The organism is Pseudomonas argentinensis, from assembly GCF_001839655.2.
Lineage (GTDB): Bacteria > Pseudomonadota > Gammaproteobacteria > Pseudomonadales > Pseudomonadaceae > Aquipseudomonas > Aquipseudomonas argentinensis_B.
The window spans coordinates 773716-785564 of record NZ_CP056087.1 but is presented as its reverse complement, the minus strand read 5'-3'; the positions used below and the strand labels follow the sequence as shown (position 1 = coordinate 785564).

The 11849-nt window shown below is 66.6% G+C and carries 13 protein-coding genes; 8 read left to right on the top strand and 5 right to left on the bottom strand.

The annotated features are described in order from the left end of the window. Positions 1 to 17: 17 nt before the first annotated feature. From SA190iCDA_RS03620 to SA190iCDA_RS03605, 4 genes are read left to right on the top strand one after another with little or no spacing between them, the layout of a single operon-like run. Positions 18 to 1394 carry a DUF2868 domain-containing protein gene (locus SA190iCDA_RS03620; protein WP_070885033.1) on the top strand — a complete coding sequence of 459 codons (1377 nt, stop codon included), beginning with the start codon at positions 18 to 20 and terminating at the stop codon, positions 1392 to 1394. Next, the gene (locus tag SA190iCDA_RS03615) at positions 1387 to 2805 is read left to right on the top strand and encodes a GTPase/DUF3482 domain-containing protein (protein ID WP_070885032.1); all 1419 of its coding nucleotides are present in this window, start codon (positions 1387 to 1389) and stop codon (positions 2803 to 2805) included. Before SA190iCDA_RS03620 ends, SA190iCDA_RS03615 begins: the two co-directional genes overlap by 8 nt. Continuing rightward, on the top strand, positions 2802 to 3074 hold the full coding sequence (locus SA190iCDA_RS03610; protein ID WP_070885031.1) for a hypothetical protein: 273 nt from the start codon (positions 2802 to 2804) through the stop codon (positions 3072 to 3074). Before SA190iCDA_RS03615 ends, SA190iCDA_RS03610 begins: the two co-directional genes overlap by 4 nt. A gap of 16 nt (positions 3075 to 3090) precedes the next feature. Then, positions 3091 to 3411, top strand: a complete 321-nt coding sequence (locus SA190iCDA_RS03605; RefSeq protein ID WP_070885030.1) for a cupin domain-containing protein — start codon at positions 3091 to 3093, stop codon at positions 3409 to 3411. A 107-nt stretch (positions 3412 to 3518) separates the two neighbouring features. On the opposite strand, the gene SA190iCDA_RS03600 is transcribed toward SA190iCDA_RS03605, so the two are convergent. Further along, complete coding sequence (locus SA190iCDA_RS03600; protein WP_070885029.1) at positions 3519 to 4400, bottom strand: DMT family transporter; 882 nt, start codon at positions 4398 to 4400, stop codon at positions 3519 to 3521. Between the two features lie 90 nt (positions 4401 to 4490). Here SA190iCDA_RS03600 and SA190iCDA_RS03595 point away from each other — a divergent pair, with 90 nt between their 5' ends. Together SA190iCDA_RS03595 and SA190iCDA_RS03590 are read left to right on the top strand one after the other, a co-directional pair. Next, a complete protein-coding gene (locus SA190iCDA_RS03595; protein ID WP_070885028.1) occupies positions 4491 to 5414 on the top strand; it encodes a LysR family transcriptional regulator in 924 nt (307 codons plus the stop codon). Next, positions 5411 to 5740, top strand: a complete 330-nt coding sequence (locus tag SA190iCDA_RS03590; protein ID WP_139159455.1) for a hypothetical protein — start codon at positions 5411 to 5413, stop codon at positions 5738 to 5740. Before SA190iCDA_RS03595 ends, SA190iCDA_RS03590 begins: the two co-directional genes overlap by 4 nt. A 93-nt stretch (positions 5741 to 5833) precedes the next feature. Here SA190iCDA_RS03590 and SA190iCDA_RS03585 read toward each other — a convergent pair whose 3' ends face one another. Genes SA190iCDA_RS03585 through SA190iCDA_RS03575 form a run of 3 tightly spaced genes read right to left on the bottom strand, consistent with a single transcriptional unit; the run spans position 5834 to position 8217 of the window. Further along, positions 5834 to 6628: a thymidylate synthase gene (locus SA190iCDA_RS03585; RefSeq protein ID WP_070885027.1), complete on the bottom strand. Its 795-nt coding sequence runs from the start codon at positions 6626 to 6628 to the stop codon at positions 5834 to 5836. Continuing rightward, positions 6625 to 7425: a prolipoprotein diacylglyceryl transferase gene (lgt, locus tag SA190iCDA_RS03580; RefSeq protein WP_070885026.1), complete on the bottom strand. Its 801-nt coding sequence runs from the start codon at positions 7423 to 7425 to the stop codon at positions 6625 to 6627. The genes SA190iCDA_RS03585 and lgt overlap by 4 nt, the downstream gene beginning before the upstream one ends. A 9-nt stretch (positions 7426 to 7434) precedes the next feature. Next, positions 7435 to 8217, bottom strand: coding sequence for a sulfite exporter TauE/SafE family protein (locus tag SA190iCDA_RS03575; protein ID WP_070885263.1), 783 nt, complete (start codon positions 8215 to 8217; stop codon positions 7435 to 7437). Between the two features lie 25 nt (positions 8218 to 8242). Between SA190iCDA_RS03575 and SA190iCDA_RS03570 the strand changes: the two genes are divergently transcribed. Together SA190iCDA_RS03570 and SA190iCDA_RS03565 are read left to right on the top strand one after the other, a co-directional pair. After that, on the top strand, positions 8243 to 8707 hold the full coding sequence (locus tag SA190iCDA_RS03570; RefSeq protein WP_070885025.1) for a hypothetical protein: 465 nt from the start codon (positions 8243 to 8245) through the stop codon (positions 8705 to 8707). Continuing rightward, positions 8698 to 9444: an NRDE family protein gene (locus SA190iCDA_RS03565; RefSeq protein WP_070885024.1), complete on the top strand. Its 747-nt coding sequence runs from the start codon at positions 8698 to 8700 to the stop codon at positions 9442 to 9444. Before SA190iCDA_RS03570 ends, SA190iCDA_RS03565 begins: the two co-directional genes overlap by 10 nt. Before the next feature lie 116 nt (positions 9445 to 9560). Here SA190iCDA_RS03565 and ptsP read toward each other — a convergent pair whose 3' ends face one another. After that, a complete protein-coding gene (ptsP, locus tag SA190iCDA_RS03560; protein ID WP_070885023.1) occupies positions 9561 to 11840 on the bottom strand; it encodes a phosphoenolpyruvate--protein phosphotransferase in 2280 nt (759 codons plus the stop codon). Positions 11841 to 11849 lie beyond the last annotated feature (9 nt).

The following is an 11849-nucleotide window of genomic DNA, read 5'->3' as shown; positions in this document are numbered from 1 at the left end:
ACTCACCGGGAGATCGCGTGTCCCTACCCAAGCTGCAACGCCTCTGGCTCTGCGAGGCCGTGCGCCTGCGCGAAGAACATGCCGGCCTGCTCGAAGACAGCGAAGCCAACCGTCGCGCCCAGGTGGCCGGCGGTGACCTGGCCACCCGCATCGAAACCCGGGCCCTGCTGCTGGCTGAACGTGATGGCCAGCAACAGGCGCAGCGCCACTGGCTGCAGGGTGCGCGCCTGGCCCTGCTGCTGCTCGGCCTGCTGGCCCTGGCCAGTGGCGCCGGCCTGGCGGTAGCTGCGCTGGGCGACGGGCAAACGCCGGTCAACGTGTTCTGGGCCCTGGGCAGCCTGCTCGGCCTGCATGTTCTGATGTTGCTCGGCTGGCTGATCGGCCTGCTGTTCGGCGGCGGCCACGGCGCGGTGCTCGGCCGCCTGTGGCTGTGGCTCAGCGAGAAACTGGCCCGTGACGCCAGCGCGCTGCACACCGGCCCCGCCCTGGTCCTGCTGCTGCGTCGCCAGCGCCTCAATCGCTGGCTGGTCGGCATGGCCGTGCATGGGCTATGGCTGGTGGCGCTGAGCACCGCCCTGGTGATGCTCCTGGCGCTGCTGTCCACCCGCCGCTACGGCTTCGTCTGGGAAACCACCCTGCTGGGCGGCGACACCTTCGTCGTCCTCACCCAGGCCCTCGGCGCACTGCCTGGCCTGCTCGGTTTTCCGGTACCCGATGCCGCCACCATCCGCGCCAGCGGCGACAGCCCACTGCCCCTGGAGGCCGCTCGCCATGCCTGGGCCGGCTGGCTGATCGGCGTGCTGGTGATCTATGGCGTACTGCCACGCCTGCTGCTGGGGCTGCTGTGCCTGTGGCGCTGGCGTAGCGGTGTGTCACAGTTGCAACTGGACGTCGACCTGCCCGGTTACGACCTGCTGCGCGAGCGCCTGCAACCCAACAGCGAGCGCCTGGGCGTCTGCGATGCCGAGCCGGCGCAGCTTTATCAGGTGCAGGCCGCTACTGGCGTCGACACCAGCAGCGGTGCGTTGCTGGTGGCCATCGAGCTGGATGACCGGCGCCCCTGGCCGCCGGTGCTGCCCAAATCGGTGGCCGACGCCGGCATCATCGACAGCCGCGAACAACGCCGCCAATTGCTCGACCAGCTCACCCGCTTTCCGCCCGCGCGCCTGGCCATTGCCTGCGACCCGCGGCGCTCGCCGGACCGCGGCAGCCTGGCGCTGCTCGCCGAGCTGGCCCGCTGCGCCGGCGCCACCCGTATCTGGCTGCTGCAGCCGCCCCGGGGCGAGACCCTCGACAGCGAGCGCCTTGGCGACTGGCACAAGGCGCTGGACGACCTGCAACTGGCCCATCGGGACAGCTCGCCCCTGACCTGGCTGGAGACTGGCCATGACTGACTCGCTGCGCACTGTTCGCTCCGCGCCTGAGTCCGCCCTGCGACTCGCCGTGGTCGGCCATACCAACGTCGGCAAGACCTCACTGCTGCGCACCCTGACCCGTGATGTCGGCTTTGGCGAGGTGTCCCATCGCCCCAGTACCACCCGCCATGTCGAAGGTGCACGCCTGTCGGTGGACGGCGAGGCGCTGCTGGAGCTCTACGACACGCCGGGCCTGGAAGATGCCATCGCCCTGCTCGACTACCTCGACCAGTTGGACCGCCCCGGTGAACGCCTCGACGGCCCGGCGCGCCTGGCGCGCTTCATGGAAGGCAGCGAGGCGCGCCAGCGCTTCGAACAGGAAGCCAAGGTGCTGCGCCAGCTGCAGGCCTCGGACGCCGGGCTGTACGTGATCGACGCCCGGGAGCCGGTGCTGGCCAAGTACCGCGACGAACTGAACGTGCTGGCCATGTGTGGTCGGCCGCTGCTGCCGGTGCTGAATTTCGTGGCGGGCGCCAACCACCGCGAAGACGACTGGCGCGAAGCCCTGGCACGCCTGGGGCTGCATGCCCTGGTGCGGTTCGACAGCGTGGCGCCGCCGCTTGATGGTGAGCGCCGCCTGTACGAAAGCCTGGCGCTGATGCACGAGAAGTCGCGCCCGCAACTGCAACGGCTGATCCACGATCATGAAGCCCAGCGGGTCGCCCGCCACCGCAGCGCCAAGCGCCTGATCGCCGAGCTGCTGGTCGACTGCGCCGCCTGCCGGCGCAGCGTCGCCAACCAGCCGGAGCTGGCCAAGAGCGCCATCGAGGCGCTGCGCGCTCAGGTGCGCCAGCGTGAACAGCGCTGCGTGGAAGCCCTGCTGCGCCTGTACGCCTTTCGCCGCGAGGACGCCCGCGCCGATGACCTGCCCTTGCTGGACGGTCGCTGGGGCGACGACCTGTTCAATCCGGAAACCATCAAGCAACTGGGCATCCGCCTGGGTGGCGGCGCCGCGGCGGGTGCAGCGGCCGGCGCGGGCGTTGACCTGCTGGTCGGCGGCCTGACCCTGGGCACCGCTGCCCTGGCGGGTGCGCTGCTCGGCGGCGGCGCGCAGACCCTGCGCAACTACGGTTCGCGCCTCAAGGGCAAGCTCCAGGGCCAACGCGAGCTGACCGTCGACGACGCCGTGTTGCGCCTGCTCGCCCTGCGCCAGCAGCACCTGCTGGCCGCGCTGGATCAACGCGGCCACGCGGCCGTCGAAGCGGTACGCCTCGGTGCCCTGCAGGACAGCCAGTGGCGCGAAGGCAAGCTGCCGGGCGCCCTGCGTATCGCCCGGGCACGGCCGGAGTGGTCGTCGCTGAACCCCGGCGCGCGCCTCGATCAGGTCGAGCGACTGGAACAGGTCGAGCGCCTGGCCAAGGAAATCGACGCGCCGCCGAGCGCGAAATGAGCCTGTGTAGCGAGCTGGCCGCCATCCTCAAGCGCGAGCTGCGTTTGGGCAACAGCCTCGGCCAGGCGCCCCATCGCGCCGGCTGGCCGCAGCCGGACTCGCTGTTCGCCGCCCTGAGCGAGGATTTCAAGAGCGACCTCAAGCACCTGCCGGCCTGCCTGCAACATGGCCATTGCAACGACCCGCATTACGGCTGGTACGAGGAACTCTACTGCCGTGATCACCACCACCTGCTGGTTGCCGGGGTGCCCAGACCCGGCCGCCGCTGAACCCGAGCCCAGACCGATGCCCATCGCCAACCTGTTCCACGACAGCGCGCCGCCTGCCCAGGGCGAGCGCTTCGACACCCTGCTGAGCCATCGCAACCTGGTGATCGAGCGCATCCTCAGCTCGTCGCGTATCGAGTCGGTTGACTACGTGCAGGAGCAGGATGAATGGGTGCTGCTGGCCCGCGGCGAAGCGCGCATGACGGTAGCGGGAGAAGCTGTCGAGCTGACCGCTGGCGATCACCTGTTTCTGCCCGCCGGCACAGCGCACCGGGTGGAGCGCACCAGCGACGGCGCACTGTGGCTGGCCATCCATCTGCATCCTGGCAATGGCGTTTGACTGTGGGAGCGCGCCATGCGCGCGACCATCTGTGGGTATCGCCCCGTAGGGTGGAAGACGCCTCACCTACGCGGCCCGACCCTTCCACCACGAACAATCACCTCAACTCAGCGCCTGAGCAGGCTGGTCCACAGCGTCGCCGCGACGATCAGCAAGCCGCCGATCCATGCCTGCACGCTCAGTTGTTCGCTGAGCCAGAGCGCCGCGAACAGCGCACCGAACAGCGGCTCGCTGCCCGTCAACAGCGACACCCGGGTCGGGCTGCTGCGGCGCAGCGCGTAGTTCTGCACGAAAAAGGCGAACAGCGTGGCGAACAGCACTAGGTACAGGGTGCCGATCCAGAACGCCGGCTCTGTCGGCAGTGCCGGCAAACCGCCCGGCAGGACGATTACGCCAAGCAGCAGGCAGCCAACACCGATCACCCCGGTCTGCACTGCGGTCAGCGCCAGGGCCGGCACCTGGGTGTGGGCGGTCAGCCGCCCGGTCAGGCACACCAGCACGGCGCGCAGCAGCGCCGCCATCAGCATCAGGCCGTCGCCGAGGTTGAATTGCAGGTCGACGCCGCCGCTGAGCAGCCAGGTGCCGAACAGCGACAGCGCAACCGCTGGCAGCAGGCGCGAGTCAGGCCTGCGGTCGAACATCAACCACTCCACGAACGGCGTGATGACCACGCACAGGCTGATCAGGAACGCCGCATTGCTCGCCGAGGTGTGCAACACGCCATAGGTTTCGCACAGGAAGATCGCCAGCATCACGCCGCCCAGCGGAATGCCCGGCGCCCAGGCCTGGCGCCCTTCGCCACGCAACTGCGGGAGCAGAATCACGAAGGTCAGGCAGAAGCGCACGGCGAGAAAACCCAGCACCGGATAAAACACCAGCGCCTCCTTGGCCACGCCATAGCTGGTGCCCCAGACCATGGCGACCAGCAGCAAGAGCACATCGCTGGCCTGCAGCAGGCGCGACGGGGAACGGCTAACCAGGGTGGACATGGGGATACTTCCTGCAATCGGTGAGGCGCGCATTGTCCATTGCGTCCCTGGGCGTGATAATCCGTCAACTTCGAACAAGACCTGTTCCCCATGCGCACGAATCTGACACCGCAACTGCTTCCCTATCTGGCCATCTTCGTGCGCGTGGTCGAGGCCGGCAGCTTCTCTGCCGCCGCTCGCCAGCAGGGCAGCACGGCGTCGGCGGTGAGCCGGCAGATCGCCCACCTCGAGCAGACCCTCGGCGTGCGGCTGCTGGAGCGCACCACACGGCGCCTGCGCCTGAGCGAAGCCGGCAGCGAGGTGTTCGAGCGCTGCAAGGACATGCTCGACGCCGCCCAGGCCGCCCTGGATGTGGGCGAGCGGCTGATGAGCCAACCGCGTGGCCGGGTACGCCTGAGCGTGCCCAAGGCTTTCGGTCGTTTTCTGGTGATGCCGCTTATCGAGGATTTTCTGCAGCGCTACCCGGAAGTGGACGTCAGCCTCAACCTCAGTGACCGCAGCCCGGATTTGATCAGCGAGCAGTTCGACCTGCTGGTGAGCATCACCGACCAGCCGCCGCCAACCCTGGCGGGTCGGCCGCTGTGCAATGTCCAGCAGCTGCTGTGTGCCAGCCCCACCTACCTGCAGCGTCATGGCACGCCCCAGCACCCGGGCGAGCTGGTGCGCCATGCCTGCCTGTATCTGGATGAAACCCCGGACGACCACCGCTGGCATTTCAGCAACGGGCCGGAGCAGTGCGTGGTGGCGGTGAGCGGCCGCTTCGCCAGCAACCACAGCGAAGTGCGCCTGAACGCGGTGCTCGGTCACCTGGGCATCACCTGCCTGCCGCACTTCACCGCCGCCGCGGCGCTGGCCAGCGGCGAGCTGGTGCGGGTGCTGCCGCAGTGGCGCTACACCGGCTCCTACCAGGGCACCGCATGGATTCTCTACCACCCGACCCGCCACCTGCCGCCCAAGCTGCGGGTGCTGATCGACCACCTGGCCGAGGGGCTGGGCAAGGGGCCATCGCCATGAGTGGGCGGCTGGATAGACTTCGCCAGTGGCTGGAGCGCCGTCGCCTGGAGCGGCAGCCGGTGGATACGGCCGATCAGGTGACCCTGGAAGCTATCGACACCGCGGTCGGCAACCGGATTCTGCAGAGCCTCAAGGCCGAGGGCTGGCGACAGGTCGCACAATACAGCCCGCTGGCGTTCGACAAAGGCATCGACTACGACAGCTACCGCCTGCGCCGTGGCCTGGAAGAGCTGAGGCTGGAGTGGGACAACTGGTTCGAGTGGACACTCAGCGGGCCACGCGAACGCATCGAGGAAATCGCCGAGCGTTTCGCGCTACGAAAGTGAGCGATTTGATCCCCGGATACGCCTTCGGCTAACCCAGGCTACGGTTTTGCTTAGCGTAGCCTGGGTTGAGCGAAGCGATACCCGGGAAGCGGCTCAGACCGCCACCGGCGCCTTGATATGCGGGTGCGCTTCGTAGCCGACCAGCTCGAAGTCCTCGAACCTGAAGGCGAACAGGTCTTTCACTTCCGGGTTGAGCTTCATGGTCGGCAGCGGCAGCGGCTCGCGGGTCAGTTGCAGGTCGGCCTGTTCCAGGTGATTGGCGTACAGGTGGCAGTCGCCGCCGGTCCAGATGAACTCGCCCGGCTGCAGGTCGCAGACCTGGGCGACCATCAAGGTCAGCAGCGCATAGCTGGCGATGTTGAAGGGCACGCCGAGGAAGATATCGGCCGAGCGCTGATACAGCTGGCAGCTCAGCTTGCCGTCCGCCACGTAGAACTGGAACAGCGCGTGGCACGGCGGCAGGGCCATCTGTTCGACCAGCGCCGGGTTCCAGGCCGAGACGATCAGGCGACGCGAGTCCGGGTTCTTCCTGATCATCTCGATCAGCTTGCTGATCTGGTCGACCGACTCGCCGTTCGGCGCCGGCCAGTTGCGCCACTGGTAGCCGTACACCGGGCCGAGGTCACCGTTCTCGTCGGCCCACTCGTCCCAGATGCGTACGCCGTTGTCCTTCAGGTACTTGATGTTGGTGTCGCCCTGCAGGAACCACAGCAACTCGTGAATGATCGACTTGAGGTGGCACTTCTTGGTGGTGACGATGGGAAAGCCGTCAGCCAGGTCGAAGCGCATCTGGTGAGCGAATACGCTGTAGGTGCCGGTACCGGTGCGGTCTTCCTTGAAGGTGCCGTTGTCGCGCACATGGCGCATCAGGTCGAGATACTGTTTCATCGCACCACCTCCACAGTGGTCTGGCGCTTGTAGGCATAGACCATCAGGCCCAGGCCGGCGAGCACCATCGGTACACAGAGCACCTGGCCCATGGTCAGCCAGCCCCACGCCAGGTAACCGAGCTGGGCATCGGGCACGCGAACGAACTCGACGATAAAGCGGAAGATGCCGTAGCACACCGCGAACAGGCCGGAGACCGCCATGGTCGGGCGCGGTTTGCGCGAGTAGAACCAGAGGATGGTGAACAGCGCCACGCCTTCCAGGGCGAACTGATACAGCTGCGACGGATGGCGCGGCTCCGGCCCGCCGGTCGGGAACACCATGGCCCAGGGCACGTCGCTGACCTTGCCCCACAACTCGGCATTGATGAAGTTGCCGATACGCCCGGCGGCCAGGCCGATCGGCACCAGCGGCGCGATGAAGTCCATCAGTTCGAAGAAGCTCTTGCCGTTGCGCTTGGCGAACCACAGGGTGGCCAGCATCACGCCGATCAGGCCGCCGTGGAACGACATGCCGCCCTTCCATACTTCGAGAATCAGCAGCGGGTTGGCGATATAGGCTGGCAGGTCGTAGAACAGCACGTAGCCCAGGCGCCCACCGACGATCACCCCCATCGCCACCCAGAACACCAGGTCGGAGAGTTTCTCCTTGCTCCAGGTCGGGTCGAAGGCGTGCAGGCGCCGCGAGGCGAGGAACCAGGCGCCACCGATGCCGACCAGATACATCAGGCCGTACCAGTGAATCTGCAGGAACCCCAGGTCGAGGGCGACCGGGTCAATATTCGGGTAAGGCAGCATCAGGATTCCTCACAACAGAAAATTCAGGCCGACGATAAACAGCAACAGCGCGAACAGGCGCTTGAGCACCCGCGGCGACAGGCGATGGGCCAAGCGAGCGCCGGTGCGGGCGAAAAACACGCTGGTCAGGGCAATGCCAAGCAGCGCCGGCAGGTACACGTAACCAAAGCTCCAGTGAGGCAGACGCGCGTCACCCCAACCCAGCCACAAGTAACTCAGGGCGCCGGCCGCGGCGATCGGCCAGCCACAGGCCGATGAGGTCGCCACCGCCTGCTGCACGGACACACCGCGCCAGGTCAGGAAGGGTACGGTCAACGAGCCACCACCAATGCCGATGATCGCCGAAGCCCAACCGATCACGCCACCGGCAGTGCCCAGCCCGACCTTGCCGGGCACCTCGCGGCTGGCCCTGGGCTTGAGGTCCAGCGCCAGTTGCAAGGCGACGCACAGGGCGAACACACCAATGATCTTCTGCAGCACCAGGCCGTCGATGGATTCCGCCGTCAGCGCCCCCAGCGCCGAGCCCAGCACGATCCCCACGGTCAGCCAGACGAACAGCCCCCAGCGTACCGCGCCACGGCTGTGGTGCTCGCGCACCGCATTGACCGAGGTGAACAGAATGGTCGCCAGCGAGGTGCCTACCGCCATATGGGTCAGCACCGAGGCATCGAAACCCTGGGCGGTAAAGGCGAAGATCAGCACCGGCACGATGATCATGCCGCCACCGACGCCAAACAGCCCGGCCAGCAGGCCCGCCGCGGCACCGAGCAGGATGTAGAGAAGGAAGATCATGGTGTGCTCTGCGAAGCGATGCGGCATGGTAACGGAAGCCGGCCATGCACTCTACTTCACGACGATTGATGGCTTTGCGTACAGTGGCACTTTCCAGGGACGAGAAACCGCTGTGTTCAACACCCTCTATTTGCGTATGGCCTGCGATCAGTTGCACATCATTCACCTGGAAAGCGGCAATGAGCTGCAATTGCGCGCCGACCCGCCATTCAGCAACGTACGCCTGCTAGTGGCCGACTTCGGCGTCGCGGATCGGCTGATCAAAGAGGCGGTCGCAGCGGTAATCCGCAAACGTTTCATGCGTCTAAGCCTACCGCCGCGCCTGGTCGTGCATCCGCTGGAACGGCTGGAAGGCGGCCTCTCGCAGGTCGAAGAGCGCATATTGCTGGAGCTGGGCAAAGGCAGTGGCGCCAGCAAGGTCGCGGTACATGTCGGCGCACCACTCGACGCAGCAGGCGTACACGCCTGCCTCAAAAAGCCATGTGCCTGATCGTCCTCGCCTGGCGTCCAGGCCACAGCCTTCCCTTGCTGGTCGCCGCCAACCGCGATGAATTCCATGCCCGCCCGACCGCGGCCATGGCCGAGTGGCCGCAGACGCCCGGCCTGATCGCCGGGCGCGACCTGCAGGCCGGCGGCACCTGGCTGGGCATCGGCCCCGATGGCCGCTTTGCCGCTCTCACCAATATCCGAGACCCGCAGGCTGAGCAGGGCTCCCGCTCACGCGGCGAACTGCCGCTGCGCTTTCTGCAGGGAAACCAGGGGCCGGAGGCTTTTCTGAACCAGCTGTGCCGTGAGGCGGATGAATACAGCGGCTTCAACCTGCTGGTCGGCGACCGCCACGCGCTGTGGCACTTCAATTCCCACAGCGGGCAGGCCCAGGCGCTGCCCGCCGGCATCCATGGCGTTTCCAATGCAGCATTGGATACGCCCTGGCCCAAGCTCGAACGTGCCAAGGCAGCACTTGCCGCAACGCTCGACGCACCGGATGAGCAGGCGCTGTTCGCGCTCCTGGCCGACGCCAAGAAGCCCGACGATACGGCGCTACCGGATACCGGCGTGGGCCTGGATCTGGAGCGCCTGCTCGGCAGCGTGTTCATCACCAGCCCGAACTACGGCACCCGCGCCAGCACGTTGCTGTTCACGTATGCCGATGGAAGGCGGCGGATCATCGAGCGCAGTTTTGGGCCTGAAGGTACGTCGATTGGTGAGGTGCGCTTCGAGCGCTAGAGGGGCGAGAGCTGTCGCTGACCTCTGTTATGGGAACGGGCGGGGACGCCTAGTCCATACCCATGATGCTTTCGCGGGCATGGCCCGCCCCACAGATAAACCGCCAACTCCCGCCGTTAAGCCTGAATACCCGACGCCGGGTTGATCATCCGGCCGAGGCCCAGGTTGCGCAGGGCCAGCTGCAGGGTGCTGTGGATAACCTGCGGGTTGTCGATGCGCATGGCCTGGCCAAGCAGGTCCTTGGCCTTGCTCAGGCTGATCTGGCGCAGCAGCCACTTCACCTTGGGCAGGTTGGTGGCGTTCATCGACAGGCTGTCGAAGCCCATGGCCATCAGCAGCACGGCGGCGCTCGGGTCGCCGGCCATCTCGCCGCAGATGCTCACCGGCTTGCCTTCGGCATGGGCGTCCTCGACCACCTTGGTCAGCGCCTGCAGCACCGCTGGGTGGAGGAAGTCGTAGAGGTCGGCGACCCGCGGGTTGTTGCGATCCACGGCCAGCAGGTACTGGGTCAGGTCGTTGGAGCCGACCGACAGGAAGTCCACCTGGCGGGCCAGGTCGCGGGTCTGGTAGACCGCGGCGGGAATCTCGATCATCACGCCAATCGGCGGCAAGGGTACGTCGGTGCCTTCATCGCGCACCTCGCCCCAGGCGCGGTGAATCAGGTGCAGCGACTCTTCCAGCTCCTGGATGCCGGAAATCATCGGCAGCAGAATGCGCAGGTTATTCAGGCCCTCGCTGGCCTTGAGCATGGCGCGCACCTGCACCAGGAAGATTTCCGGGTGGTCGAGGGTCACGCGGATGCCGCGCCAGCCGAGGAAAGGGTTCTCTTCCTTGATCGGGAAGTAGCTCAGCCCCTTGTCGCCGCCGACGTCCAGGGTGCGCATGGTCACCGGCAGCGGATGGAAGGCGGTCAGCTGTTCGCGGTAGATGGCCAGCTGTTCCTTCTCGCTGGGGAAGCGGTCCTTGATCATGAACGGCACTTCGGTGCGGTACAGGCCAACGCCCTCGGCGCCGCGCTCCTGGGCGCGCACCACATCGGCGAGCAGGCCGGTGTTGACCCACAGCGGCATGTGATGGCCGTCGAGGGTCTCGCAGGGCAGCGCGCGCAGGGCGTCGAGACCCTTGGTAAGCTGGCGATCCTCCTCGACCACATCGGCATACTGCTTGCGCAGGATCTCGCTGGGGTTGGTGAATACTTCGCCGTGATAACCGTCGACGATCAGCTGGATGCCGTCGATCTTCGAGTACGGTAGCTCGACCGCGCCCATCACCGTGGGAATACCCATGGCCCGGGCGAAGATTGCCACGTGGGAGTTGCCCGAGCCCTGCACCGACACCAGGCCGACCAGCTTGCCTTCCGGCACTTCACCGAGCATGGCCGGCGACAGTTCCTCGGCGACCAGGATGCAGTTGTCCGGGTACACCAGGGTCTGCTGGCGGGCCTGCTGCAGGTAGGCGAGCAGGCGACGGCCCAGGTCACGCACATCCGAGGCGCGCTCGCGCAGGTAGGCGTCGTCCATCAGTTCGAAACGGTTGATGTGCTCGCTGACCACGTGGCGCAGGGCGCCCTGGGCCCACTGGCCGGTCTTGATGACGTTGACCACCTCGTTACCGAGGGCCGCGTCTTCGAGCATCATCTGGTAGACGTCGAACAGCGCGCGCTCTTCCGGGCGCAGCTGGGTGGCCATGCGCTCGGAAAGGTTGCGCATGTCGGCGCGCACGCCCTCCAGAGCGTTCTGGAACAGTTTCAGCTCGGCATCGATGTCGTCGATGCTCTTGTCCGGCACCACTTCCAGGTCGGCAGGCGGCAGCACCACCACGGCGGTACCGACCGCCGCACCGGGCGAGCCCGGCACGCCGACGAACTTGGCCTCCTGAATGCCCTTGCCCTGTTTGCCCAGGCCGCGGATCGACCCGGTGGCCTCGGCATGGGCGATCACCCCGGCGAGCTGCGCACTCATGGTGACCAGGAAGGCTTCCTCGCCTTCGTCGAACTGGCGGCGCTCCTTCTGCTGCACCACCAGCACGCCCATTACCCGACGGTGGTGGATGATTGGTGAGCCGAGAAAGGAGGCATAGCGCTCCTCACCGGTTTCGGCGAAGTAGCGGTAACGGGGATGTTCGGAGGCGTTTTCGAGGTTCAGCGGCTCTTCGCGGGTACCGACCAGGCCGACCAGACCCTCGTTGCGGGCCATGCTGACCTTGCCGATCGAGCGCTTGTTGAGGCCGTCGGTGGCCATCAGCACGAAGCGGTTGGTCTCCGGGTCGAGCAGGTAGACCGAGCACACCTGGGTGCCCATGGTCTCCTTGACGCGCTGCACGATGATGCCCAGCGCCGCCTTGAGATCCTTGGCGGCATTCACTTCCTGGACGATCTTGCGCAGCGTGTTGAGCATGCTGACCTG

What these genes read in the sequence shown, in the direction of transcription:
- SA190iCDA_RS03585 (WP_070885027.1), bottom strand. Translation starts at nt 6,628, where the DNA reads ATGAAACAGTATCTCGACCTGATGCGCCATGTGCGCGACAACGGCACC.
- SA190iCDA_RS03615 (WP_070885032.1), top strand. Translation starts at nt 1,387, where the DNA reads ATGACTGACTCGCTGCGCACTGTTCGCTCCGCGCCTGAGTCCGCCCTG.
- SA190iCDA_RS03595 (WP_070885028.1), top strand. Translation starts at nt 4,491, where the DNA reads ATGCGCACGAATCTGACACCGCAACTGCTTCCCTATCTGGCCATCTTC.
- ptsP (WP_070885023.1), bottom strand. Translation starts at nt 11,840, where the DNA reads ATGCTCAACACGCTGCGCAAGATCGTCCAGGAAGTGAATGCCGCCAAG.
- SA190iCDA_RS03590 (WP_139159455.1), top strand. Translation starts at nt 5,411, where the DNA reads ATGAGTGGGCGGCTGGATAGACTTCGCCAGTGGCTGGAGCGCCGTCGC.
- SA190iCDA_RS03605 (WP_070885030.1), top strand. Translation starts at nt 3,091, where the DNA reads ATGCCCATCGCCAACCTGTTCCACGACAGCGCGCCGCCTGCCCAGGGC.
- SA190iCDA_RS03570 (WP_070885025.1), top strand. Translation starts at nt 8,243, where the DNA reads ATGGTAACGGAAGCCGGCCATGCACTCTACTTCACGACGATTGATGGC.
- SA190iCDA_RS03600 (WP_070885029.1), bottom strand. Translation starts at nt 4,400, where the DNA reads ATGTCCACCCTGGTTAGCCGTTCCCCGTCGCGCCTGCTGCAGGCCAGC.
- lgt (WP_070885026.1), bottom strand. Translation starts at nt 7,425, where the DNA reads ATGCTGCCTTACCCGAATATTGACCCGGTCGCCCTCGACCTGGGGTTC.
- SA190iCDA_RS03565 (WP_070885024.1), top strand. Translation starts at nt 8,698, where the DNA reads ATGTGCCTGATCGTCCTCGCCTGGCGTCCAGGCCACAGCCTTCCCTTG.
- SA190iCDA_RS03575 (WP_070885263.1), bottom strand. Translation starts at nt 8,217, where the DNA reads ATGATCTTCCTTCTCTACATCCTGCTCGGTGCCGCGGCGGGCCTGCTG.
- SA190iCDA_RS03610 (WP_070885031.1), top strand. Translation starts at nt 2,802, where the DNA reads ATGAGCCTGTGTAGCGAGCTGGCCGCCATCCTCAAGCGCGAGCTGCGT.